The 22,974-nt window shown below is 75.8% G+C and carries 21 protein-coding genes and 1 tRNA gene; 4 read left to right on the forward strand and 18 right to left on the reverse strand.

Annotated features, from left to right (window positions below):
* Window positions 1-343: 343 nt before the first annotated feature.
* Both AMOR_RS03440 and AMOR_RS03445 read right to left on the reverse strand, forming a co-directional pair.
* Window positions 344-416, reverse strand: a tRNA-Ala gene (locus AMOR_RS03440).
* 9 nt (window positions 417-425) lie between these two features.
* Window positions 426-701, reverse strand: a complete 276-nt coding sequence (locus tag AMOR_RS03445; RefSeq protein ID WP_248358455.1) for a hypothetical protein — start codon at window positions 699-701, stop codon at window positions 426-428.
* A gap of 275 nt (window positions 702-976) precedes the next feature.
* Here AMOR_RS03445 and AMOR_RS03450 point away from each other — a divergent pair, with 275 nt between their 5' ends.
* Window positions 977-1,867 carry a hypothetical protein gene (locus tag AMOR_RS03450; protein ID WP_248358456.1) on the forward strand — a complete coding sequence of 297 codons (891 nt, stop codon included), beginning with the start codon at window positions 977-979 and terminating at the stop codon, window positions 1,865-1,867.
* Between the two features lie 87 nt (window positions 1,868-1,954).
* On the opposite strand, the gene AMOR_RS03455 is transcribed toward AMOR_RS03450, so the two are convergent.
* The 9 genes from AMOR_RS03455 to AMOR_RS03495 form a co-directional block, all read right to left on the reverse strand.
* Window positions 1,955-2,065 (reverse strand): aminopeptidase, encoded by a 111-nt coding sequence (locus tag AMOR_RS03455; RefSeq protein WP_248358457.1) that lies wholly within the window; start codon window positions 2,063-2,065, stop codon window positions 1,955-1,957.
* A gap of 68 nt (window positions 2,066-2,133) precedes the next feature.
* Window positions 2,134-3,606 carry a DmpA family aminopeptidase gene (locus AMOR_RS03460; protein ID WP_248358458.1) on the reverse strand — a complete coding sequence of 491 codons (1,473 nt, stop codon included), beginning with the start codon at window positions 3,604-3,606 and terminating at the stop codon, window positions 2,134-2,136.
* A 104-nt stretch (window positions 3,607-3,710) separates the two neighbouring features.
* The gene (locus tag AMOR_RS03465) at window positions 3,711-5,912 is read right to left on the reverse strand and encodes a D-alanine--D-alanine ligase family protein (RefSeq protein ID WP_248358459.1); all 2,202 of its coding nucleotides are present in this window, start codon (window positions 5,910-5,912) and stop codon (window positions 3,711-3,713) included.
* 71 nt (window positions 5,913-5,983) lie between these two features.
* Window positions 5,984-6,523 carry an RDD family protein gene (locus AMOR_RS03470; protein WP_248358460.1) on the reverse strand — a complete coding sequence of 180 codons (540 nt, stop codon included), beginning with the start codon at window positions 6,521-6,523 and terminating at the stop codon, window positions 5,984-5,986.
* Between the two features lie 4 nt (window positions 6,524-6,527).
* A complete protein-coding gene (locus AMOR_RS03475; RefSeq protein ID WP_248358462.1) occupies window positions 6,528-6,764 on the reverse strand; it encodes a DUF4177 domain-containing protein in 237 nt (78 codons plus the stop codon).
* Complete coding sequence (gene hemB, locus AMOR_RS03480) at window positions 6,761-7,786, reverse strand: porphobilinogen synthase (RefSeq protein WP_248358464.1); 1,026 nt, start codon at window positions 7,784-7,786, stop codon at window positions 6,761-6,763. The genes AMOR_RS03475 and hemB overlap by 4 nt, the downstream gene beginning before the upstream one ends.
* Before the next feature lie 81 nt (window positions 7,787-7,867).
* Window positions 7,868-9,214, reverse strand: coding sequence for a DUF1015 domain-containing protein (locus AMOR_RS03485; RefSeq protein ID WP_248358465.1), 1,347 nt, complete (start codon window positions 9,212-9,214; stop codon window positions 7,868-7,870).
* Window positions 9,215-9,268: 54 nt separating this feature from the next.
* On the reverse strand, window positions 9,269-9,925 hold the full coding sequence (locus AMOR_RS03490; RefSeq protein WP_248358466.1) for an L-threonylcarbamoyladenylate synthase: 657 nt from the start codon (window positions 9,923-9,925) through the stop codon (window positions 9,269-9,271).
* Window positions 9,926-9,976: 51 nt separating this feature from the next.
* Window positions 9,977-11,386, reverse strand: coding sequence for a sugar transferase (locus tag AMOR_RS03495; RefSeq protein ID WP_248358467.1), 1,410 nt, complete (start codon window positions 11,384-11,386; stop codon window positions 9,977-9,979).
* Between the two features lie 86 nt (window positions 11,387-11,472).
* Between AMOR_RS03495 and AMOR_RS03500 the strand changes: the two genes are divergently transcribed.
* Window positions 11,473-12,438: a glycosyltransferase family 2 protein gene (locus AMOR_RS03500; protein WP_248358468.1), complete on the forward strand. Its 966-nt coding sequence runs from the start codon at window positions 11,473-11,475 to the stop codon at window positions 12,436-12,438.
* On the opposite strand, the gene AMOR_RS03505 is transcribed toward AMOR_RS03500, so the two are convergent.
* The 3 genes from AMOR_RS03505 to AMOR_RS03515 form a co-directional block, all read right to left on the reverse strand.
* The gene (locus AMOR_RS03505; protein WP_248358469.1) at window positions 12,390-13,118 is read right to left on the reverse strand and encodes an ABC transporter ATP-binding protein; all 729 of its coding nucleotides are present in this window, start codon (window positions 13,116-13,118) and stop codon (window positions 12,390-12,392) included. The genes AMOR_RS03500 and AMOR_RS03505 overlap by 49 nt on opposite strands.
* A 35-nt stretch (window positions 13,119-13,153) precedes the next feature.
* Complete coding sequence (locus AMOR_RS03510; protein WP_248358470.1) at window positions 13,154-13,990, reverse strand: ABC transporter permease; 837 nt, start codon at window positions 13,988-13,990, stop codon at window positions 13,154-13,156.
* Between the two features lie 96 nt (window positions 13,991-14,086).
* Window positions 14,087-15,133 (reverse strand): class I SAM-dependent methyltransferase, encoded by a 1,047-nt coding sequence (locus tag AMOR_RS03515; RefSeq protein ID WP_248358471.1) that lies wholly within the window; start codon window positions 15,131-15,133, stop codon window positions 14,087-14,089.
* Window positions 15,134-15,234: 101 nt separating this feature from the next.
* Here AMOR_RS03515 and AMOR_RS03520 point away from each other — a divergent pair, with 101 nt between their 5' ends.
* Together AMOR_RS03520 and AMOR_RS03525 are read left to right on the forward strand one after the other, a co-directional pair.
* Window positions 15,235-17,658: an HAD family hydrolase gene (locus AMOR_RS03520; RefSeq protein WP_248358472.1), complete on the forward strand. Its 2,424-nt coding sequence runs from the start codon at window positions 15,235-15,237 to the stop codon at window positions 17,656-17,658.
* The gene (locus tag AMOR_RS03525; protein ID WP_248358474.1) at window positions 17,655-18,779 is read left to right on the forward strand and encodes a glycosyltransferase family 4 protein; all 1,125 of its coding nucleotides are present in this window, start codon (window positions 17,655-17,657) and stop codon (window positions 18,777-18,779) included. Before AMOR_RS03520 ends, AMOR_RS03525 begins: the two co-directional genes overlap by 4 nt.
* 60 nt (window positions 18,780-18,839) lie before the next feature.
* On the opposite strand, the gene AMOR_RS03530 is transcribed toward AMOR_RS03525, so the two are convergent.
* Genes AMOR_RS03530 through purD form a run of 4 tightly spaced genes read right to left on the reverse strand, consistent with a single transcriptional unit; the run spans window position 18,840 to window position 22,969 of the window.
* Window positions 18,840-19,922, reverse strand: coding sequence for an LptF/LptG family permease (locus tag AMOR_RS03530; RefSeq protein ID WP_248358476.1), 1,083 nt, complete (start codon window positions 19,920-19,922; stop codon window positions 18,840-18,842).
* On the reverse strand, window positions 19,919-21,187 hold the full coding sequence (locus tag AMOR_RS03535) for an LptF/LptG family permease (RefSeq protein ID WP_248358478.1): 1,269 nt from the start codon (window positions 21,185-21,187) through the stop codon (window positions 19,919-19,921). Before AMOR_RS03535 ends, AMOR_RS03530 begins: the two co-directional genes overlap by 4 nt.
* 7 nt (window positions 21,188-21,194) lie before the next feature.
* Complete coding sequence (gene purE, locus AMOR_RS03540) at window positions 21,195-21,710, reverse strand: 5-(carboxyamino)imidazole ribonucleotide mutase (protein WP_248358480.1); 516 nt, start codon at window positions 21,708-21,710, stop codon at window positions 21,195-21,197.
* On the reverse strand, window positions 21,707-22,969 hold the full coding sequence (purD, locus tag AMOR_RS03545; protein WP_248358482.1) for a phosphoribosylamine--glycine ligase: 1,263 nt from the start codon (window positions 22,967-22,969) through the stop codon (window positions 21,707-21,709). Before purD ends, purE begins: the two co-directional genes overlap by 4 nt.
* Window positions 22,970-22,974: the final 5 nt, after the last annotated feature.

Below are 22,974 nucleotides of genomic sequence, written 5' to 3' on the forward strand. Positions count from 1 at the left end.
CTCCTGCGGGACGCGGCAGCATCGGCGCGAGGTCGTGCTCTGCGCCTCGCGCCCTCGTCCCGTCCGACCAGCCTCGTGCGCGGGCCTGGAGTCCGTCGAAGGCGTCGAGCCGGCGAACGAGCGTGGTCGGCCGGTCGGGAGGCGAAGCGACGAAGCCCTCGGCCTTCAAGGCCGCAAGCTCGTCCTCGATGGCGAGCTTCGCGGCGTCTCCGAGCGTCCGGGTGGCGTCGGTTGATGCGTGTACAGGGAAGCTCGCCGTCCTGATTACTGGATGAAGTGATCTCAGCCCAGTCCCGGCAAACGAAACGGGCGGTCAGGTTTCCCTGACCGCCCGTCTTCACTGTGGACCCGACCGGGATCGAACCGGTGACCTTCTGAATGCCATTCAGACGCGCTCCCAGCTGCGCCACGGGCCCGTCTTGCTGCTATGTCGCTCCGGGGTGCTCGCGCTCCAGCTGCGCGATCTCCCCGTCCTGCTCCGCGAGTCTCTCCTCGAGGCTCGCGACCTTCTGCATCGCCCGCTCCAGCTCGCCGGGCAGCTCCACCCGACCCGCCTTCACCAGCGCTCGGTACCGCTCGCCGAGGTGCCGCAGGGCGTCGTCCAGCTCCCTGCGCGTCGCGGAACGGTCCAGCTTCCGCTTCATGATCTGGGACCGGAGGATCACCCGGTCCCGCACCGCCTCGAAAAGCTTTGCCGTCACTCTCGCCCGAGCGGACCTTCGGGGGCCGCGCGGGAGGGCAGTCATTAACGCGGGGGCGGCGCAGCCGTCAAGACCGTTCTCCCGGTCGGATGCCCGCACGCGACGGCGAGGCGAGGCCGCTCTTCACGCCGCTGTGGCGGGCCGGCGTCACCGGGCGGCCGAGGCTCGCGGAGCGCCGCGCGCCGCGCCGCGTTTCCGCTGGAAGGCCGCGGCATTCCCGCGGCGCCGCGACGGTGGCACCCCCCTTGCTGAACCAGGAGCACGGAGGTCACGCCATGCGCTCCGTCGCTCTGCTGCTGCTCGCCGCCCTCGTCGCGTCCGCCGCGCCCGCGCGCGCCGACGAGGACCGGCCCCGGCGCCCCGTCCCTTCCCGTCCCCGTGCTCACGAGCGTGTCGCCGTCGCGCCCCCGATGGCGCTCCTCGCGGCGCCGGCGCCCGGCCGCGCCGCCCCCGTCCCCGCGCCCTACCCCCGGCGCGTCGTGGCGTCGGGCGTCGCGTTCGCGGCGCCGGCGCCGTTCTGGTCCGGCTGGGGATGGGGCTGGGGCTACTACCCGCTCTACCCCCGGTACCCGACCGGCCACGCGCCCGAGTACGGCTACCCCGAGACCGATCCGGATCAGCTCCACGTCCGCCTCTCCGCGAGCGGAGCCGGGATGTCCGACGGCGGCGCGCTCGGTCTCGCGCTCGCCATCGACGGCCGCTCCGCGGGCATGAACGCGTCCTTCGACGGCCTCGACAAGGACGGCGTGACCGGCCTGCCGGGCCAGGATCACCACCCGGTCGGCTGGGGCTCCGCCCACGTCACCTGGTCGGTGCTCTCGGACGAGGTCGCGCGCGTGCGCTTCGAGGTGGGCGGCTCGATGCTGTCGCTGCCGAGCGCGGGCGCGACGGCCGCCGGCGCGCCGTGGGCGGGGAAGGTGCTCTTCGGCCCCGACCTCGGCGTCTCGGGGCAGCTCGGGGTCGTCGGCCCCATCGGCCTCGAGGGGCACGTGCGGGTCACGCCGCTCCCGGTGCCGGTGCTCGATACCCGCGTCGCGCTCGCGCTGCGCGCCGGGCCGTTCGCGGTCACCGGCGGCTGGCGCACGGTGCACGTCGCGGGCGACGGCGTGGACGCGCCGGTGCTCGACTTCCGCGGCCCGGAGCTCGGGGTGTCGGTGATGTTCTGACGGGCGCGCGCCGGCCTCGACGGAAACGCGTACGGCGGGCTCCGGTACTCACCGGGCCCGCCGTTCTCGTCGGTGGCGTGTGCCGCCCTACTTCTTCGACGACGCCTTCGCCGCGGACGCCTGCCGCTTCTTCCGCGCCTTCCACTGCTGGCGGCGACGGCTCTTCATGCGGGTGTGCTTGCTCTTCGAGTTCGCCATGCTTCCTCCGAAAGGGCCCCGGGCTCGGGGGCGGCCTGTATACCACGGCGCCGGCCGGCGGGGCGTGATCAGCCGCTCGTCGGGCCGCCGTCCGACCGGGGGGTCCCGGGCTTCGGCGCGCCCGCCTCACCCGGGCGTGGCTCCGCCTCGACCGCGGCGGGCGCCGCCGCGGGCTCGGGCTCGCGCCGGGGCGCCTCCGCCTCGCGCTTCGCCTCCTGCGAGTCGCTCCGGACGTCGGGGCGCTCGATGCGCGTGGTCCCCGCCGCGCCGGGGGGGCGCGAGGGCCGCGGCATACCCTCGGCGCCGCGGACGGCGGTCGGCTTCGCGGCGTGCGCGCCGGCACGGACGCGGCTCCCCGCGTCGGGCGGCGCAGGGCGCCGCATCGCCGGCGCGGGCTGCGCCGACTGCCGGGCGCTCTCCTCCTGCCAAGCGGCGACGAGCTCCCTCACGTCCTCGAGCGGCAGCGCCTTCGAGACCGTGCCGTTCACGCCGTCGAGGTCGCGCGCCATGCAGAGCGCGTTCAGGATCGCCTCCTCGGTCGCCTCGATGGTCGCCTCGTAGAGCGGGTCGAGCCGCTGGTCGAGGAGGATCTTCATCCGGTAGACCATCTTCCGCGTCTCGCGGGGCACCTGGTTCGCGGTGGAGAACGCGAGGATGATCTCGCCGGAGCCGTGCATCGCCGACGAGCCGACCCGGCCGATGCCGAGCGCGGCACGCTTCGCGAGGCGGTTCAGCTGGTGGGTGATGAGGGGCGCGTCCGTCGCGATGACGGCGATGATCGAGCCGTAGTTCCTGGACCGCCGCTGCACGCCCTGGTAGCGCGCGTCGAGCACCTCGCCGACGGGCAGCCCGCCGACGCGGAGCTGCCGCATCACGCCGAAGTTGGACATGACGAGGACGCCGACGGTGTAGCCGCCGAGGGCCTCGGGGAGCTTCCGGCTCGACGTGCCGATCCCCGCCTTGAAGTCGCAGGTGATCATCCCGGTGCCGCCGCCGACGTTTCCCTCCGCCACCGGCCCGTCGCTCGCCGTCCGGAGCGCCTCGTACACGTGCTCGTCCTTGACGTGGCGGCCGGCGATGTCGTTCAGCCACGAGTCGTCGCACTCGCCGACGAGCGGGATGATGACGTCGTGCTCGCCGCCGATCCCGGGGTAGCGCTCGACCATCCACTTCACGGCGGCGTCCGAGACGGCGCCGACCGAGAGCGTGTTGGTGAGGAAGATCGGCGTCTCGACGAGCCCCCACTCGAGGAGCTGCGTCATCCCGGAGACCTCGCCCGCACCGTTCAGCACGAAGCCGCCGCCGACGACGCGCTCCTCGAAGATGTTGGTGGTGTTCGGGAGGATCGCGGTGACGCCGGTCCGGACCGGGCCCTTCCCGACCTTGAGGGCGCCCGCGCCCCGGATGATCGTGGAGTGCCCGACCCGGACGCCGGCGACGTCGGTGATCGCGTTCCACTTCCCCGGCTTGAACCGGCCGAGCGAGATGCCGAGCTCGCGCGCGCGACAGCGGCCGGGCGGGGGTGCGGCGATCTCGGGCATGACAGACGTTTAGCCCGGAGCGGGGCGCCGGCGAAGCGGGAAAAGCGCGCCGTCGGGCGTCCCCGGCGGGCCGCTCGGGGCCTCCGGGCCCGCGGCCTCGGCGTTCAGGCCTCGGGCTTCAGGCGATCGGTCGCGTTCCCGCTGGCGGCGCCGTTGCCGGCGGCCGTCCCGGTCCCGCTGCCGCCCGCAGCCGCGTGGCCGCCGGCGTGCGTCGGCGCAGCCCCATGCGCCTGGGCCGACTCGCGCTCCGCGGCGGCCTGGGCGCGCCGGGCGCGCTCGCGCTCCCGCTCCCGCTCCTGGTAGCGGCGGATCGCGAACGAGAGGATCTCGCCGATGAGCCCGCGGTACTCGATCCCGGCGGCCTGGGCGATGAGCACGAGGTCGGACCAGCCCGGGGCGAGGCCGGGGAGCGGGTTGCACTCGATGAAGAAGATCCGGCCGTCGGCGTCCATCCGGAAGTCGAGGCGTGCCACGTCGCGGCAGCCGAGAGCCGTGAAGCACTCGCGCGCCGCCTTCTCGAGCCGGTCGAGCTCCTTCGCGGAGAGCTTCGCGGGCACCTCGTAGCGGATCTTCTCGCTCCAGTCCTGCTTCATGTCGAACGAGTAGATCGGCGTCGGGTCGCTCGCGTCGAGGAACACGATCTCCATGGGCGGGAGGACGCGCGGGCGCCGCTCGCCGAGCAGGCCGACCGTGAACTCGCGGCCTGCGATGTAGCTCTCCACGAGCGCCGGCTGGCGGTACTTGGAGATGAGCTCCCGGGCGACTTCGCGGAGCTCGACCTCGTCGCGGACGATGGACTTCTTCGTGACGCCCTTGCTCGTCCCCTCCGCGACCGGCTTCACGAGCAGCGGGAACGACAGCTCGCGCGGGAGCCGCTCCTTGCCGGTGTGGAGCACGGCGTAGTCCGGGGTGAGGATCCCGTGCGTGCGGACCATCCGCTTCGCGAGCGCCTTGTCGAGGGAGACCGAGAGCGCCGCCGGATCCGACCCGGTGTAGGGGATGTCGAGCAGCTCGAGGAGCGACGGCACCTGCGCCTCGCGGCTCCGGCCCTTGAAGCCCTCGGCGATGTTGAACACCACGTCGACCGGCGTCGAGGCGAGCACGACCGGGAGGTCCTGCGTCGCCTCGAGGTCGACGACCTCGTGGCCCCAGCTCGCGATGGCCTCGCGGATCGCCTGGAGCGTCTTCGGCGAGTCGTACTCGGCCTCGTCGTCCTGCTCGCCGGCGGGATCCGGAGTGACGCGCTTCACGTTGAACGAGAAGCCGACCTTGAGCCGCTCGGTGCGGCGCGGCCGGCCGCGGCGCGCGTTCTTGTCGGCGATGCCCCAGCGCTCGACGGCGCTCCGGATCACCGCCCCGAGCACCGCGTCCGCGTGGAGGCCCTCGAGCGCGGCCGCGGCGTAGATGCCTGCGCCGGGCTCGAGCGAGGGGAGCGCGTTGATCTCGAGGAAGTAGACGTGCCCGTCGTCGCCGAGCCGGAGGTCGATCCGGCCGAGGTCGCGGATCCCGAGCTGCCGGTACACCGTCTCGCAGATCTGCTGGATCCGCTCGGCCTGGTGCCGCCGGACCTTCGCCGGGGCGCGGACGCTGACGTAGCGGTCGAGCTTCGTCTTGAGCTCGTAGTCGTAGATCGCGTAGCGGCGCGTCGCGGAGGCGGCCTCGTCGATCACGTACTCGACGGGCTGGAGGACGCCCTTCCGGTCCGGCGCGGCAGCCTCCAGGTACGGCACCGTGACGTCCCGGCCGACGACGTACTCCTCGACGAGCAGGCCCGCCGGATACCGCCGGAGCGCCTCGTCCACCACCTCGTGGAGCCGGAGCGGGTCCTCCACGACCGAGTCCTGCGTGATGCCCTTCGAGCTCCCCTCGAAGTTCGGCTTCACGATGACGGGGTAGCGGAGCGCGTTCACCTGAAGCTGGCGCGCGTCCTCGAGGTACTGCCACCGCGGCGTCGGCACGCCGTGCTGCGCGAGGACGAGCTTCGTGAGCTGCTTGTCGAGGGTGAGCGCGAGCGCGTAGGCGTCCGAGCCGGTGTACGGCATGCCGAGCTCGTCGAAGAGCGCGGGGAAGAAGGCCTCGCGGAAGCGCCCGCGGCGGCCCTCGGCCGTGTTGAAGATGAGGTCCGGGCCGAACGCCTCGAGGCGCGCCACGGTGCGGGAGGCGGGCCCGGACACCTCGATGCGCTCCACCCGGTGCCCGAGGCGCTCGATCGCGCCGGCGAGCGCGTCGACGGTCTCGCGGGAGTCGAACTCGGCCTCGTCCTCGGAGTCGGAGAGCCGCAGGTTGTGGGTGAGGGCGATGCGCATCTCGGGCACACCTCGGCCGTCCCGCTAGGCGGGCAAGGCCTCGTCCTTCGGGTCTGAAGCTGGTGGGGGCTTCATGCAGCCGCGCGGGCGCGGTGGGCGCCCGTGGCGCTCGCCGTCGGCGGCGGGGGCGCCGGCGCGACGGGCGTGAGGTTCGGGGACACCGCGTCCTCCTTCGCCAGCACCTTCGCGTCGACGACCTGGGTGTCCGCGAAGATGTCGCCGATCCGGATGCCCAGCCGGTCGGTGAAGATCATGTACGCCTCGAACGCCACGATCGGCACGCCGGCCACGAACAGCACGGGCCAGAGGAGCGGCACGGACCAGAACACCGCGACGAGCGCGAAGGACGCGTTCCGCAGCATCGACTCGTAGTACGCAGCCGGCGCGCGGCGCGGCACGACGACGGCGCGGACGCCGAAGATCTTCTTCCCGATGGACTGACCCTGGAAGAGGCCGTCCGCGACGAGCAGGTACATCGCCGCGAGGATCGGCCCGAGCTGGTAGATCTGCGCGAGCGCGAACGCGATGGTGAAGTCGACGAGGCGCGCGAGCGCGCGGAGCGTCAGGTCCGCCTTCGGGTACGGGCTGCCCTCCGGCCGCGCGTCGCGCATCGCTCTAGGCCCGCCCCGCGCTCGCCGCGCGGGCGGTCGTCCCGCCCGGCGGCTCGCCGCGCACGAAGAAGAGGTATGCGAGGGCCGGCCGGTGCGAGCCCTCCCGCATCACGAAGTGCAGCGACTCGAAGGCGAACCCCTGCCCCGTCCACTCGTTCAGGGCGCGCTCCAGGGTCTCGTCCGCGACGGGCGAGACCTCCACGACCTTGTAGGCCGGTGCGGGCGCGCCCCCGGAGCTCAACGCTTCTTCCCCGAGAGGAGCTGGGCGGCGTGCTTCGCGTAGTACGTGAGCACGAGGTCGGCGCCGGCGCGGCGGCAGCAGAGGAGCGTCTCGAGGACGACGCGGTCCTCGTCGATCCACCCGCGCTCGGCGGCCGCCTTGATCATCGCGTACTCGCCGGACACGTGGTACGCGGCGGTCGGCACGTCGACCCGGTCGCGGATGAGCCGGAGGATGTCGAGGTACGGGACGGCCGGCTTCACCATCACCATGTCCGCGCCCTCCTCGAGGTCGAGCTCGACCTCGCGGAGCGCCTCCCGCCAGTTCGCGGGATCCATCTGGTAGCCCTTGCGATCCTTCGGGATGCCCGGGCCCGGCTGCGGGGCGCTCTCCGCCGCGTCCCGGAACGGGCCGTAGAAGGCGCCCGCGAACTTCGCCGCGTACGAGAGGATCGGCACGTCCTGGTAGCCGTGGCCGTCGAGGAGCGTGCGGATGGCCGCGACGCGGCCGTCCATCATGTCCGACGGCGCGACGATGTCCGCGCCCGCCTTCGCGTGCGCGAGCGCCTCCTTCGCGAGGAGGGGGAGCGTGGCGTCGTTGTCGACCTGGAGGTCCTGCCCGGGCCCACCGGCCTTCGGCGCCTTGAGGATGCCGCAGTGGCCGTGGTCCGTGTACTCGCACATGCAGACGTCGGTCATGACGACCATGCCCGGCACCTGCTCCTTCAGCGCCCGGATCGCCCGCGGGATGATGCCGTCCTCGGCGTAGGCCTCGGTGCCCTGCGCGTCCTTCCGCTCCGGGATCCCGAACAGGATCACCGACCGGACGCCCGCCTCGTAGCCCTCCTGCGCCTCGGCGACCAGCTCGTCGACCGAGAGCTGGAAGACGCCCGGCATGCTCTTCACCGCGTTCCGCACGCGCTGGCCGGGGACCGCGAAGAGCGGCCACACGAGATCGTCGGGGGCGAGGTGCGTCTCGCGCACCAGGCTCCGGAGGACCTCGGTGCGGCGCATGCGGCGGGGGCGGATCTGGGGGAAGGGCATGGCGGTTTTCTAGCGCACTCGGGCGAGACTTTGAAGGTTCCGGCGCGGCGCCCTCCCGGCGCCGGGGCGGCCGGACGCCCGCTAGGGGACGTCGCGCGGGTTCACGTCGCGCATCACGAGCCCGGACTGGAGCCGCGGGTAGAAGTACGTGCTCTTCTGCGGCATCGTCTCCCCCATCTCCCCCACCGCCTCCACCTGCCACATCGGCGTGGGGTTCAGCAGGAAGCCGACCGGGTGCTCGCCGGAGAGGACGCGGTTCACCGCCTCGCCGGCGTCGCGGACGTACGTGACGTTCTCCTGCGCCTCGATGGCGCGGGGCGACAGGCCCAGCAGGTGCTGGAGGACCGCGCCGTGGAGCACGGTCACGTCGAGCGCCCGGAGCGTCTCGTTCCGGGGGAGCTCGGCCGCCTCGAGGTCGGCGTCGTCGCGCAGCGTGAGCACGCGCGCCTTCTGGTCCTCGTGCGTCACCATGAGGAACGCGGTGGACTTCCCGGCGTGCTCCGCGAGCTTCGACACGGCCCAGGCCCGGCCGGCGGGGCGCCGGATGTCCTCGGGGAGGGTGTCCACCGTGAAGAACCGGGAGAGCGCCTGCACGAACGCCGCCGCGGAGAAGTCGCGGAGGCCATAGATGAGCCGGTGCGTCGGGAACAGGATGAGGCCCGGATCGCTCATCGGGCAGAGGAAGAAGAGCGCGTAGTGGTGGCCGCCGTCCTCCGGGAGCCCCGGCTGCTGCTCGTCGAGGAGCCGCCGGTAGGCGAGGCACGTCTCGTACCGGTGGTGCCCGTCCGCGATGACGATCCGCTCGCGCGCGGTGAGCGCGCGGAACGCCGCGACCGCCTCGGGCGCATCGACGCGCCAGAGCCGGTGGCGCACGCCGTCGTCGGAGTCCGCCTCGGCGACGGGCTCGTGGCCGGTGGTGAACTCGTCGATGGCGCGGGCGGTGGCGCGGCCCTCGTCGCGGTACAGCCCGAACAGCGGGGAGAGGTTCGCCTTCACGGCCTTGAGCAGCTCGAGGCGATCCGCCTTGGGCGCGGTGAGCGTCTTCTCGTGGGGGACGATGATCCCCTCGCGGAACTCGTGGAGGCGCACGGCGGCCATGAACCCGCGCCGCTTCACGTGCCGGCCGTCCGGCGCCCAGAAGCTCTGCTCGAGGGGGTAGAACGCCGGGGCCGGATCCCGGCGGAGCACGCCCTCGAGCTGCCACGCCGCCCAGTACTCGCCGGCGCGCGTGTACTTGTTCGAGGTCGGCGAGTCGCCGGGACGATCGTCACCCACGGTGACATGCACGATGTTGTGCGGATTGCGGCGGAGCAGCTCGTCCCGCTGCTCGAGCGAGATGAGATCGTACGGCGGCGCCAGCAGCTGCCCGAGGGCCCGCCCCCGCGAGGCTGCGTACCGGATGCCGCGGAACGGGACGATGTCCGCCATGGGGTCTGGGACCCTAGATCACGGCCCCGTCCGGTGCAAGGCGCCGGGGGGGCGTCATCGTCGCGGGCCGCGCCCCGCTCCCGGCCCCGCCGGGAGCGCCCCGCCGCGCGCGAGCTCGGCCTGGAGGTCCTCGAACGGCACCGCACCCGCGCGGACCAGCCGCAGGGCCTCGCCCTCGACTAGGACGACGGTGCTCGCGAGGCCTCCCGGCGTCGGCCCCGCGTCGAGCACGTGATCCACCCGCGCCCGGAGCGCGGGATCGAGCGCCTCGACGCGGTCCGGCGGGGGTCCTCCGGAGAGGTTCGCCGACGTCGACACGAGGGGCGCGCCGGCCGCGGCCGCCAGCGCCCGCGCGAGCTCGCTCCCGGGCACCCGGATCCCGATGGTCGCGCCGCCGGCGGTGATCGCCGGGTGGAGACCCGGCCGGGCGGGCAGCACGAGCGTGAGCGGGCCGGGCCAGAACCGGTCCGCGAGCCGAGCCGCGGCGCCCTCGAGCGTCGCCACGGCGAGGACCTGCGCCCGGTCGGCCGCGAGGAGCGGGAGCGGCTTCCCCTCCGGCCGCAGCTTCGCGCGCGCGAGCCGGTCGAGGGCGTCGCCGGCGCTCGAGAGCGCCCCGAGGCCATAGAAGGTCTCGGTGGGGTAGACGACGATACCGCCCGCCCTCAGCACGGCGGCGGCCTCGGCGACGCGGCGCTCGAGCTCGGGGTGCACCGGCGCATCTTACGCGGCCGCCGCGCGCCGCGCCCGGCCCGCGGGCCCGCGCTACCGCGCGCCCCGGCCGAGGAGGACGGCCGGGATCGTCCGGAGGACGATGCGGAGGTCCTCCCAGAGGGACCACCGGTCGATGTAGGCGAGGTCGAGCTCCATCCAGCGCCGGAACCCGACGTCGGAGCGGCCGGAGACCTGCCACGTGCAGGTGATCCCCGGTTTCACCGAGAGGCGACGGCGCTGCCACCGCTCGTACCGGCGGACCTCCTCCGGGAGCGGCGGCCGCGGGCCGACGAGGCTCATCTCGCCGCGGAGCACGTTCCACAGCTGCGGCAGCTCGTCGATGGACGTGCGGCGCAGGACCCGGCCGACGCGCGTGACGCGGGGGTCGTGCCGGAGCTTGAACACCGGCCCGTCCGCCTCGTTCAGCGCGAGCAGCGCGGCGCGCTCGCCCTCGGCGCCGGCGCGCATCGAGCGGAACTTGTAGAGCGTGAAGGTCCGCCCGGCGCGCCCGACGCGCCGCTGCCGGAACAGGATCGGCCCCGGCGACTCGAGCCGGATCGCGAGCGCGGCGGCGAGGAGCGCCGGCGAGAGGACGACGAGCCCGAGCGCGCTCACGGCGAGATCGAAGGCGCGCTTCGCGGCGAGCTTCAGGACGTCCTGCGGCGCGGCGGCGTACGAGAGCACCGGGATCCCGTCCAGCTCCTCGATGCTGAGCGGCGCCTCGAGGCCGGGGAACAGGTCGAGGCCGATCTTCGCCGGCGTCCCCTGCTCCTCGCACGCCGCGACGGCGTCCTCGATGTCCGCCAGGCCCTCCCGCGGCACGGCGAAGACCACGAGGTCGAGCGCATGGCGCTCGAGGAGATCCGCCATCTCCGGGACGCGGCCGAGCACCGGGCCCGGCAGCCCGCGGCGGGCCACGCCCTCCTCGAGGACGAACCCGGCGAACCTGAACCCCCACTCCGGCCGCGCGAGGAAGCGGCGGCGCAGGTCGCGCGCGAGCGGCCCCGAGCCGACGACCGCGAACGACCGCGTGTTGTAGCCGCGGCGCCGGACCGCGCGCGCGATCGTCCGCAGCGCCACACGGCTCGCGGCGAGGAGCCCGAGCGCGAGCGCGAGCCATGCGAGGAGCAGCAGGCGCGACAGGTCGCCCTTCGCGAGCCAGCCGGCGGCCATGAGCCCGACCGCGAGCCCCGCCGCGGCGCGCGCGACTCGCGCGAGCTCCTCGCGGAGCGACCGCGTCCGGTACGCGCCGTACACGCCGGCGAGGCCCGCCGCGCCGATCCAGAGGAGGAGCGCGAGCGCGACCCAGGCGACGTGCCGTCCCGCGGGGAGCAGCCCCGGGAGGCGCGCCGGGGCGGCGCTCGCGCGGGCCGCGTAGGCGAGCGGGAACGCCGCCGCGACGAGCCCGAGATCGAGCGCGCGGAGCCCCGCCGAGACCGCTCGTGCGCGCTCCTTCAGCATGATCCCCGCGAGTCCCCCCCCGGCCCGGGGCCGGGGGGGTTCCCCGCGCCCGCCGGCGAGCACAAGGTCGCGACGGCGGCGCGCGCATGGAAGACACCTTCTTCGTGGTCGTGAACTGGAACGGCGCAGCGCTCCTCCCCGCGTGCCTGGACGCGCTGCGGGCCCAGATCCGCCCGGCGCGCGTGATCGTCGTCGACAACGGATCGGTGGACGGGAGCGCGGCCGTCGTCGCGGCGCGGCCGTGGGTCGAGTGGCTCGGCCTCGGCGAGAACACCGGCTTCGCCGCCGGCGCGAACGCCGGGATGCGCCGGGCGCTGCTCGCCGGCGCCCGCTTCGTCGCCCTCGTGAACACCGACGTGCTGCTCGCGCCGGACTGGCTCGCGCGCGTCCGGGACGACGCGGACCGCCACCCGGCGTGCGGCCTCTGGAACGGGCTCCTCGTCTTCGCCGACGATCCGGGGCGCGTGAACTCCACGGGGCTCGTGCTGGACCGGGTCCTCCGCGGAAAGGATCGCGACTTCGGCGTCCCGCTCGCGCGGCTCGCGCGCGGCGACGGCCCCGTCCCCGGCGTGACCGGCGGCGCCCTCCTCCTGCGCGCCGCGACCCTCCGCGCCATCGGCCTCCTCGACCCGGCCTACTTCGCCTACTGCGAGGATGCCGACCTCTCGCTGCGCGCCGCGCGAGCCGGGATCGGCTGCCGCTTCGTCGCGGCGGCGCGCGGCGTCCACGGCTACGCGCGGACCACCGGCGCGGGCTCGCCGCTCCAGCGCTACCTGCTCGGCCGGAACCACCTCCTGCTCGCCGCGCGCCACATGCCGCTCGCGGCGGCCCTGATCGCCGTCCCCGCGCTCGCCGCGCTCCGCGTCGCGCTCGCGTGCCCGCGCGAGCTCCTCCGGCGCCGCCCCGCCCACGCCGCGGCGCAGCTCCGCGCCGCCCGCGATGGCCTCCGGCTCGCGGCGGGCGCGCTCGCGGCGCGCCTCGGCGGCCGGGGCGGAAACGCGGCCTACCCGGCGGCGGTGCCGGCCGCCGGAGCGCCCTGGAGCGCCCGGTAGCGGGCGACCGCAGCCGCGGGCGGTCCGTCGAGCGCGACCGCACCGCCGTGGAGCAGGATCGCCCGATCGCAGAGCGCCGCGACCAGCGCGAGATCGTGCGAGACGAGCAGCACCGTCGTCCCCGCGCGCCGGAGCCGCCCGATCCGCTCGAGACAGCGCTCCTGGAACCGCTCGTCCCCGACCGAGAGCACCTCGTCGACGAGGAGCACGTCCGCGTCCACGTCCGACGCGATGGCGAAGCCGAGCCGCGCGTACATGCCGGAGCTGTAGCTCTTCACCGGCACGTCGATGAAGCGCTCCAGCTCCGCGAACGCGACGATGCGGTCGAGCCGCCGTGCCATTTCGCGCCGGGAGAAGCCGAGCAGCGCGCCGTTCAGGAACACGTTGTCGCGTCCGGACAGCTCCGGGTCGAAGCCGGCCCCGAGCTCGATGAGCGGCGCGACTCGCCCCTCCACCGCGACCCGCCCCTCCGTCGGCCGGAGCACGCCCGCAGCGAGCTGGAGCAAGGTCGACTTCCCCGACCCGTTGTGGCCCACGACGCCGACCGCCTCGCCGGGCGCGACCCGGAACGACACGTCCCGCAGGGCCCAGAGCGGCTCCTTCGCGCGCAGGTGCCGGAACCGCCCGAGGAGGGCCTCCTTGAGCGTGTCGACGCGCTCGTGGCGCAGCCAGTACCGCATCGACACCCGCTCTAGATGGATCGCGCCGCGCACGGCTAGAACCAGTGGAGGTGCCGATCCTCGGCGCGGACGAACGCCGCGAGGCCGGCGCCGAGCGAGAGCGCGGCGGCGGCCGCGGCGGCCGCGATCTCGCCCGCCGCCGGGAGGCGGCCCTCGTGGATCGGCGCCTGGAAGCAGCGCAGGAGCGGCGCCGCGGGGTTCGCGGCGAGGACGGCCCGGAGCCTGGGATCGAGCGCGGCGAGGAAGCTCGGCGGATAGAGCACCGGCGTCAGGTAGAACCAGACCTGGAAACCGATCTCCGCGAGGTGGCGGAGGTCACGGAAGAACACCGTTAGCGACGCTGCGGCGAGCGAGAGCCCGGCGGTGAACGCCACCGCGAGCGCGACGGCGACGGGCAGGAAGAGCCAGCTCGGCGAGGGCGGCCGGCCCTCGATCCACGCCACGAGCGCGAGCGGCGCGAGGGACAGCACGAGATCCAGCGCCTTCCCGCCCACGAGCGAGAGGGGGTAGACCGCCTGCGGGGCCGCGACCTTGCGGATGAGGTGCTGGTTCCCGAGCAGCGCCCAGGTGGACGCGAGCGTCGCGCTCGACACGAGCCCCCAGGGCAGCAGGCCCGAGAGCACGTAGAGCGCGTACGCGGGGACCCGGACCCGGACGATCGCCGAGAACACCAGCGTGTAGACGGCCATCTGCAGGAGCGGCCCGAGCAGCGTCCAGAGCATCCCCAGGACGCTCCGCTTGTAGCGCGCCTTGAGGTCCCGCGCGACGAGGAGGGCGAGCAGCTCGCGCGCCCGCCACAGCGCGGCGACGGGGCCGGGCGCGACGAGCCGCGTTTCGGTGCCGACCGCCAGGGTGATGCCCTCCCTCCCCATGTCCCCTCGCCGCCCCGCCGCGGGCCGGCCGCCTGGAAGGTGGGCACACGGCGCGGGTCGGGCAGGAGGCCCGGCGGGTGTCCCGCGCTCGGAGCCTCAGCGCCCGCGCCCGGCCAGCACGGAGCGGGCGACGTCGGCGCCGGCGTCGAGCGTGCGCCGGAGGAGCGTCCCGCGCGGCGCGAGCCGGTTCCGGACCGCGCGGGATCCCTCCGCGAGCCGCCACGCGAGCGTCGCGCGCATCGCGGCGGCCTCCGCCTCCGCGGCGGCCCGGGCCCGGGCCTCGGCGGCCGCGTGCGCCTCGGCCGCGGCGGCGCGACGCTCGGCGCCCTGACGCGCCGCCTCGAGCGCGGCGGCGTGATCCTGCAGCGCGAGCACGCGGACGTAGAGCGCGACGCGGTTCTCCTCCAGGCGCGCGAGCACGGGGTGGTCGCGCCACGGGGCGAGCCGCACCTCGAGCTCGGCCGCCCAGGGCGCGGCCCGCGGCCAGAGCACGCCGACGCCGAACACCGACGGGACCGCCGCGAAGGCGAGGTCGTCGCGCCCGGCGAGGAAGTCGTCGATCGCGGTCCGCACGCCGTTCCGCGGGCCGCCCTCCCGGAGCGCCACCGCGAAGGCCCCTTCGCCGCGGAAGCCCCCCGCCACCGTGCCCGCGTCGCCGGGGACGACGCCGCGGTCGAACGCGTGCGGGTGGACCGCGCCCGGCGGGAGCGCGGCCGGGGCGTAGTAGAAGTCGCGCCGCCCGCACGGCCAGCCGACGTCGTGCAGGAGGACCAGCGTGGGCCGGCCCGCGCGGAGGGTCCGCGCGTCGATGGCCTCGAGCTCGCCGCGAACGGTCGCGTAGTTGTGATCGCCGTCGATGACGTACGCGTCCGCGGCCGGGACCGAGCGGAGCGCCGCCGGGCTGCGGGCCTCGATCAGGACCGCGGAGGGGTGCGCGGCGACCGCCGCGCGGAGCGCCTCCGTGGGCGCGGGGTCGATGCAGGTGAGCGCGCCGCCCGCGCGCTCCGCGTACGCCGCCAGCCCGGACGTGAACAGCCCCGCCTCGGCGCCGATCTCGACCACGCTCCGGGCGCGGGCCGCGGCGAGCCACTCGAGGATGGGCTCCTGGAGGGTGGACAGCGAGTGCAGGAGGAGGTCGGCCATGGTGGTTCCCCGCGGACGTAGGGCACGGCCGCCCGCCCGTTCACCTGCCCGATCGGATCCCTTCCCCGCCGCCGCCCGCGTCACCATCAACGGACGGTCGCATGCCCGCCCTCGTGCCCGCCCCCGTCCCGACCCCGTCGCCCCGCTCCCCCCTGGAGCCGCAGGTCGTCCCGGAGCTGGACCCGGCCGACCCGCGCGCGGATCCGCGGCTCGCGCCGCTCCTCGCGCTCGTCGAGGCGCGCGACGTCGCGGTGCTCTCCCTCGACTTCTTCGACACGCTCTGCGGGCGCGCCGTGCCGGCGCCGCCGGTCGCGTTCCTGCGCGTGGGAGAGGTGCTCCGGGCGGCGGGGCTCCTGCCACGCGCGGTGGATCCCGCGGCGTTCGTGGCGATCCGCGTCGGCGCGGAGCGGCGGGCTCGCGTCCGCGCGCGGACGGCGGGCCGGGGGACCGAGATCCGCCTCGCCGAGATCTACGCCGAGCTGCCGGCGGCGCTCCTCGCGCCGGAGCACCGCGCGCGGGCGGCCGCGCTCGAGGTGAAGGTCGAGGCCGCCGTCGCCCTGCCCGATCCCGCCGTGCTCGCCCTCGCGCGGCGCGCGAAGGCCCGCGGGGTGCGCGTGGCCATCGTCTCGGACTCCTACCTCGCGGCGGGCGACCTCCTGGCCATCCTCCGCGCCGCGGGCGCGCCCCTCGCGCCGGACCTCGTCCTCACCTCGTCCGACGCCGGCACGTGCAAGGCGGAGCGGCTCTTCGACGTCCTGGTGGCGCGGCTCGGCGTCCCCGCCCGCCGGATCGCGCACCTCGGCGACAGCTACGAGGCGGACGTGCTCGGCGCCGCGCGCGCCGGGCTCCGCGCCTTCCACCTCCCGCAGGCGGACGATGCCCTCCGGCACGCCCGCGCGCGGGAGGACGCGCTCACCCTCGAGAGCCCCGCGCCGGACGGCGGGCTCGCGTGGCTCCGGGCGCGCGCCGGCGTGCGGGCCACGGCCGTGGCGGTGCCCGCGGACCTGGCGGACGCGTACCGCCTCGGCGCGACGGTGTTCGGGCCGGTCTTCACCGGGTTCGCGGACTGGGTCGCGGATCGGCTCGCCGCCCACCGCTGCGCGGGCGCGGTGTTCTTCATGCGCGAGGGGGCGTTCCTCTCGGAGCTCGTCGCGCGGACCCTCGCGGCGCGCGGCGAGCGGCGGCGGTGCACGCCGCTGTGGATCTCCCGGCAGTCGGCGTTCCGGGCGGCGATCCCGTGCCTGGACGAGGCCGCGATCCGCGACGCGCTCGTCCGCCGCGTGCGACCCACCGCGGCGGAGCTGTGCGCCACCTTCGGCGTGGCGCCCGGGGAGGTCGGGCTCGCCGGCCGCGCGAACGTGCCGCTCGAGTCCGAGGGCGCGGTCTCGGCCGTGGTCGCGGCGCTGCTCCGGCCCGCCGCGCGGGCGCGGATCGAGGCGAAGCTGGCCGAGCAGCGGGCGCTCCTGCGGGCGCACCTCGCGGAGGCTGCGCCGTTCCCGGGACCGGTCGCGTGCGTGGACCTCGGCTGGGGCGGCACCATCCAGCGGCTCCTCGCGCGCGCGCTCGCGGCGGACCGCGCGGACCGCCCGCTCGTCGGCCTCTACCTGGCCGCGACGGTGCGCGCCGCGGACGTCCTCCTCGACGGCGGCGTCGCGGCGGGGTACGTCGCGTCGCCGGGTCGCGCCGACCGCTTCGCGGAGCTCCTCGGGCGGAGCCCGGAGGTGCTGGAGCAGCTCTGCCTCCCGCCCGTCGGATCCGTCCTGGGCTACGCGCGGGGCGCCGGCGGCCGGCCCGAGCCGCTGCTCGAGCGCCGCGCGCCGGATCCGGAGGGCGACCGGAGCCGCGCCGCCGTCCGCGCGGGCATCCTCCAGTTCCAGGCGCAGCACCTCCGGCTCGCCCGCCCGGCCCACGGCCCCATCCCCGCGCACGCCGCCCGGGCCGTCCTCGTCCGGCTCCTCGTGAGCCCGTCGCCCGAGGAGGCGCGCCTCCTCGGCGCGTGGCGCCACGACGACAACTTCGGGACCGCCGCGGGCGGCGCCATCGCGCCGGCGCTCCCGGCGGCCGAGGTCGACGCCCGGGCGCCCGACGCGCTCTACGACGATCGCTCGCTGTACTGGCCCGCGGCGGTGGCGGCCCGCGCCTCGCGCCGCGCCGCCGACGCCCTCTCCGCCTACGCGCTCCTCGGCCTCTTCGGCCCCGGCCCCGCGCCCGGCGCGGACGCCCTCGAGACGCCGCTCCGGTACCGGCTCGCCGACCAGCTCGACGGGATCGTGCGTCGCTGGGCGCCCGCGCTCCGTGATGCGGCCCGGCGCGCCGCGGTCGTGCGGCTCCGGCTCGCGGAACCCGTCGTGCCACCGCTCCGGCACCGCGCGGCGGACGCGGTGAACGACGCCGCGAAGCGGACCGTGCCGCGACTCCACGCCCGCGCGAAGCGGGTCCTCGGCGGCGCGCTCGTCGCGCTCGCCCGCGCCGAGGCGGGGCTCCTCGCCGCGGCGCGCGGCGCAGGGGTCCGCGCGCGCACGTGAGCGGCGGGGACGCGGTGCGCATCGGCATCGACGCGACCCTGCTGCGCCCGGATCGCCTGACGGGGGTCGAGCGTCACGCGCTCTCGCTGCTCACGGCACTCGCCCGCGCGGACCCGCGGCCGGACCTCGTCGTCTTCGTCCGGCCGGACGCGCCTGCGGCGGTGCGCGCGCTGCCGTTCCGGCGGATCGTCGCGCCCTTCACCGCGCGCGTGCCGGTGGATCAGGCCTGGCTGCCGCTCGCGGCGCGCCGCGCGCACGTGGACGTGCTCCACACGCTCGCGTTCCCGACGCCGGTGCTCTGGCGCGGGCCGGCGATCCTGACGGTGCACGACGCGACGCCCTGGCTCCACCCCGAGGCGACGAGCGCGGGGATGCGCCTCTACTACCGGCCGCTCTACCCGCAGGCCCTCGCGCGCGCCGCGGCCATCCTGACCGTCTCGGAGGCGTCGCGCCGGGACCTCGCCGACGCGCTCGGGCTCGCGCCCGGCCGGATCCACGTCACGCCCAACGGCGTGGACGGGCGCTTCTTCGAGGCGCACGCGGCGCGACCGATGCGACCGTACCTGCTCGCCGTCGGCACGGTCGAGCCGCGGAAGAACCTGCCGGTGCTGGTGGAGGCCTTCCGGCGGCTCCGCCGGGACGGCCGCGAGCTCGAGCTCGTGATCGCCGGCCGCCGGGGCTGGGCCGCGCCGCCGCCGCACTCCGATCTCGTCCCGCACGTCCGCATCGCGGGCCCGGTGCCGGACGAGGCGCTCCCCGCGCTGTACGCGGCCGCCGCGTGCTTCGTCCAGCCGTCGCGGCTCGAGGGCTTCGGCCTGGCGCTCGCCGAGGCGATGGCCGCGGGCGTGCCGGCCGTCGCGAGCGACATCGCCGCCCACCGGGAGGTGGGCGGGCCCGCCGTCGCCTACGCGGATCCGTCCGACCCGGACGCATTCGCGGCGGCGATCGCGGCGACGCTCGACGATCCCACCGCGGCGCGCGCCCGCGCCACGCTCGCCCGGGCGCGCGCGCGCGGGCTCACCTGGGACGCGTGCGCCGCGGCCACGCTCCGGGTGTACCGCGCCGTGGCGGCAGCGCGCGCCGGGGCGCCTGCCGCGGAGCCCCGTGCCGCCGGGGCGTGACGCAGCCACCCGCCGCGCCGCCTGCGGGGCGCGACCGCCCGGTCGGGCGGAGCGGCGGCGTCAGCGTGCGCGCCGGACGGCGACGACGCCGGCGGCGAGCAGCAGGAACGTCGGCCCCCACTCGGCGAGCCATGGGACGACGCGGCCGGACAGCCCGAGCGCCTCGCCCACGCCCCGGAGCGACCAGAACGCGAGCGACACCCCGACGGCCTCGACGAGCGCGGCCGCGATGTGCCCCTTCCGGCTCGCCCGGAGCGCGAGCGCGATGGCGAGCAGCGCGCCCGGCACGGCCGCGAACGGGTACGCGAGGCGGCTGTACCGCTCGAGCTGGAAGTCGAGCACCGGCAGCCCGAGCCGGAGGCGGAGCTTGATCTGGGAGAGGAGCGTGTTCCACCGCATCTGCGCCGGGCGACCGGACACGACGGAGAACGAGCCCGGCGGCTCGTCGAAGCGGTACCGCCGCTCGGGCGCGGCCTCGTAGGTCATCTGGCCGTCTTGCGAGAACCTCCGGTCGACCACGTCCTCGAGGACCCACTCGTCGCCGTCGGGGTGCATGCGATCGGCGTCGATCCGGCGCGCGACGGTGAACGAGGGCGACAGCTCGAGCACCGTGACCTGCTCGAACCCGCCGCCCGGCAGGTTGCCGCGCAGGTGGTAGATGCGGCGGCCGTCGTGGCCGCGGAACCAGCGCTTCGGCTCCCGTGCCGCGAGGTACCGGCGCAGGTCGCCGCCGCGGCCGAACCGCGTCGCGGTGATCTCCTCCGCCCGGTCCGCCGCGCGCACGCCCACGGCGTCGTTCAGCACGACGAGCGCGGCGCCGGACAGGATCGCGACCGCCAGGATGGGCGCCGCGATCCGCCACGGCCCGAGCCCGACCGCGCGCATCGCGGTGTACTCGCGCGTCTGCCGGAAGCTCGAGGTCGCGATGGCGGCCCCGAGGAGCATGGCCGCCGGCGCGACCTGGTAGACGACGCCGGCCGCCTTGTTCGCGTACAGCTCGAGGACCGCCGGGAACCAGCCGGGCCCCGTGAACCCCGCCGCGTTGTCGACGAAGTCCACCGCGAGGAAGATCACGACGACGCCGGCGAGCGCGCCGAGGAACGCGCCCAGCGTGCGCCAGGCGACGTAGCGGAAGAGGATCACCGCACCGCCCCCGCACCGCGGTGGTTCATCAGCACGACGAGGGCGACGCCGAGCGCGCCGAGGATGACGTTCGGCAGCTCGAGGCCGACCACGGGCGCCAGGTTCCCGCGCTGGACCAGCACCTCGCCGCCGCGCAGGAGCAGGTAGTGCACGACGACGAGCAGGAACGTCGCGCCGACGCCGAACGCGCGACCGCCGCGGCGGTTCGCCCCGAGCGCCACCGCGATGAGGGCGAACGGGACCAGCACCAGCGCGGCGGAGACCTTCCGCTGCAGGAACCCCTCCCAGCGCAGCGCGTCCGGCACGTCGCCGCGGGCGCGGGCCTCGGCGACGCGCCTCCGGTAGTCGGCGACGGTCTGCTCGCGCGAGCCGCGTGACACGCCGTTCCGGTCGGTGAGCGCGGTGCCGAGGCCGATGATCACGCGCGCCTTCCCGAACGTGGCGACGGCGTACTGGTCGTCGGACGCGTCCGCGTCCTCCTGGGCGTCGGCGGTTCCGGCGGGGGCCTCGGCCACCGCCGGCGCGGGCGCGGGCGCGCCGGCGGGTGCGGCGCCCTGCGACCCTTGCTGCGCCTGCGTCTGGGCCCGGAGCGGCAAGGGGCCCGGCGGCGCCGCCTGCTCCTGCTCGCGGTGGACCTCGCCCTCCTCGAGCACGAGCTGGACGTCCTGCCCCTCGCCGACGGGCTCGAGCCGTCCGTGCCGCGCGAGCGCGAGCACCGGCGCCCCGGGGTTCGACCGGTCGTGGATGAGCACGTTCTCCCAGCGCCCGCCGCGCGCCCTCTCGGCGTACAGCACGTAGTTCGGGATCTGATCGTAGAACGTACCGCCCCGCACGTCGTTCATGACGTTCCGCTTCACGATGTCGTTCATCCGGACGCGCGCGAAGCGCAGGCCGGCCGGCTCCACCGAGAGCGAGAGCCACAGGCTGACCGCGGCGAGCGCCACGCCGAGCAGGAGCGGGAACCGGACGAGGCGCGCCGGGGAGAGTCCCGCGGCGCCGAAGGCCACGACCTCGCGATCCTCCGCGAGCCGCCCGACGCCCACCACGACGCCGAGCACGAACGCGATGGGGAGGACGAAGCCGAGGAAGTACGGCATGAGCGCGAGGATGACGAGGCCGACGTCCCGGAGCGACACCCCGGAGCCGAAGAGCACCTGCGCCTGGCCGAGGATCTGCGTCGCGAGCAGCAGCTGCGTGAGGAAGAGCAGCCCGGCCGCGAACGGGAGCAGGATCTCCTTCGCGAGATAGCGATCGAGGAGCCCCACCGCGAGGCTACCCCTTGCCGCCCGAGAGCTTCGCCTGGAGCGCGGCGTCCTTTGCGAGGACCTCCTCGGCCATCCGCTTCCGCTGCGCCCGGACCCGGTCGGCGACCATCGGGTCGATGCGGGCGATGATCCGCGCCGCGAGCAGGCCCGCGTTCCGCGCGCCGGCCTTGCCGACGGCGAGCGTGCCGACCGGCACGCCGGCCGGCATCTGCGCCGTGGCGAGCAGCGCGTCGAGCCCCCTGAGGTCGCTCGCGGCGAGCGGCACGCCGAGGACCGGCAGCTCGGTCTCGGCGGCGCACACGCCGGCGAGGTGGGCGGCGGCGCCGGCGCCGCAGATCAGCACCTGGAACCCGCGCCCCGCCGCCTCCCGGGCGAGCGCGCCGGTGCGCTCCGGCGTGCGATGGGCGGAGGAGACGTGCACCTCCGAGGCGATGCCCATGTCCTCGAGCGCCTTCCTCGCCTCCGACATGACCTCCCAGTCGGAGTCGGAGCCCATCAGGATCAGCACCCTCGGTTCACTCATGGCCTCTTCCCGATGTCCCTGCGGAACTGCATGCCGCGGAACCGGATCCGCGCCGCGGCGGCGTACGCGCGCCGCGCGGCGTCGTCGAGCCCCGCGCCGAGCGCACAGACGGTGAGCACGCGGCCGCCGTTCGTCACCACCCGCCCGTCCGCGCCTCGCGCCGTCCCTGCGTGGAACACCTGGACGTCCGCGTCGAACGGCCCCTCGAGCCCCTCGATCGCGTCGCCCCGTGCCGGGTCGCCCGGATAGTTCTCGGCCGCGAGCACGACGCCGATCGCCGCCCGCGGATCGGCCGGCAGCTCCACGCCCGAGAGGTCGCCCCGCGCGGCGGCGAGCAGCACGGGCACGACGTCGCCGGCGAGGCGCATCATGAGCGGCTGGGTCTCCGGGTCGCCGAGGCGCGCGTTGAACTCGATCACCTTCGGGCCGGACCGCGTGAGCATGAGGCCGGCGTAGAGCGCGCCGCGGAACGGCCGGCCGCGCCGGGCGAGCTCGCGGAGGGCCGGCAGGAGGACGTCGCGCTCGACCGAGGCGGCCACCTCGGGCGTCACGTTGGGCGTGGGCGAGAACGCGCCCATCCCGCCGGTGTTCGGGCCGCGGTCGCCGTCCAGGACGCGCTTGTGGTCCTGCGCCGCGGGCAACGGCCGCACGCGCTCGCCGTCGGTGAAGCAGATGCAGCTCGCCTCGGGCCCCTCGAGCCGCTCCTCGACGACGACGCGGGCGCCGGCGCCGCCGTGGACGCGGTCGACCAGCATCGACCGGAGCGCCGCCTCCGCCTCGGCGGGATCGCCGCACACCACGACGCCCTTGCCGGCGGCGAGCCCGTCCGCCTTCACGGCGACCCGGCCGCCGCGCGCGCGCGCCCAGGCGACGGCCGGCTCCAGGGCGTCGAACGTCTCGTACGCGGCGGTCGGGATGCCCGCCGCGCGCATCACGTCCTTGGCGAACCCCTTCGAGCCCTCGATCTCCGCCGCGGCGGCGCTCGGGCCGAAGGCGAGCACGCCCGCCTCGGCGAGGCGATCGGCGAGGCCGGCGACGAGCGGCGCCTCCGGCCCGACGACGACGAGGTCGATCCGCTCGCTCGTCGCCCAGCGCGTGATCCCGGCGACGTCGAGCGCCTGGAGCGGCACGAGGGTCGCGACCTGGGCGATGCCGGGGTTCCCGGGCGCCGCGAACAGCGCGGACACGAGGGGGCTCTTGGAGATCTTCCAGGCGAGGGCGTGCTCGCGGCCGCCCGAGCCGACGACGAGGACTCGCATGAGAG

Source organism: Anaeromyxobacter oryzae (assembly GCF_023169945.1).
GTDB classification, from domain to species: domain Bacteria; phylum Myxococcota; class Myxococcia; order Myxococcales; family Anaeromyxobacteraceae; genus Anaeromyxobacter; species Anaeromyxobacter oryzae.

Bases quoted from the DNA above. Each gene is read 5' to 3' on its own strand.
- AMOR_RS03450 (WP_248358456.1), top strand. From the start codon at position 977: ATGCGCTCCGTCGCTCTGCTGCTGCTCGCCGCCCTCGTCGCGTCCGCC.
- AMOR_RS03455 (WP_248358457.1), bottom strand. From the start codon at position 2,065: ATGGCGAACTCGAAGAGCAAGCACACCCGCATGAAGAGCCGTCGCCGC.
- AMOR_RS03460 (WP_248358458.1), bottom strand. From the start codon at position 3,606: ATGCCCGAGATCGCCGCACCCCCGCCCGGCCGCTGTCGCGCGCGCGAG.
- AMOR_RS03465 (WP_248358459.1), bottom strand. From the start codon at position 5,912: ATGCGCATCGCCCTCACCCACAACCTGCGGCTCTCCGACTCCGAGGAC.
- AMOR_RS03470 (WP_248358460.1), bottom strand. From the start codon at position 6,523: ATGCGCGACGCGCGGCCGGAGGGCAGCCCGTACCCGAAGGCGGACCTG.
- hemB (WP_248358464.1), bottom strand. From the start codon at position 7,786: ATGCCCTTCCCCCAGATCCGCCCCCGCCGCATGCGCCGCACCGAGGTC.
- AMOR_RS03485 (WP_248358465.1), bottom strand. From the start codon at position 9,214: ATGGCGGACATCGTCCCGTTCCGCGGCATCCGGTACGCAGCCTCGCGG.
- AMOR_RS03495 (WP_248358467.1), bottom strand. From the start codon at position 11,386: ATGCTGAAGGAGCGCGCACGAGCGGTCTCGGCGGGGCTCCGCGCGCTC.
- AMOR_RS03500 (WP_248358468.1), top strand. From the start codon at position 11,473: ATGGAAGACACCTTCTTCGTGGTCGTGAACTGGAACGGCGCAGCGCTC.
- AMOR_RS03505 (WP_248358469.1), bottom strand. From the start codon at position 13,118: ATGCGGTACTGGCTGCGCCACGAGCGCGTCGACACGCTCAAGGAGGCC.
- AMOR_RS03510 (WP_248358470.1), bottom strand. From the start codon at position 13,990: ATGGGGAGGGAGGGCATCACCCTGGCGGTCGGCACCGAAACGCGGCTC.
- AMOR_RS03515 (WP_248358471.1), bottom strand. From the start codon at position 15,133: ATGGCCGACCTCCTCCTGCACTCGCTGTCCACCCTCCAGGAGCCCATC.
- AMOR_RS03520 (WP_248358472.1), top strand. From the start codon at position 15,235: ATGCCCGCCCTCGTGCCCGCCCCCGTCCCGACCCCGTCGCCCCGCTCC.
- purE (WP_248358480.1), bottom strand. From the start codon at position 21,710: ATGAGTGAACCGAGGGTGCTGATCCTGATGGGCTCCGACTCCGACTGG.
- purD (WP_248358482.1), bottom strand. From the start codon at position 22,969: ATGCGAGTCCTCGTCGTCGGCTCGGGCGGCCGCGAGCACGCCCTCGCC.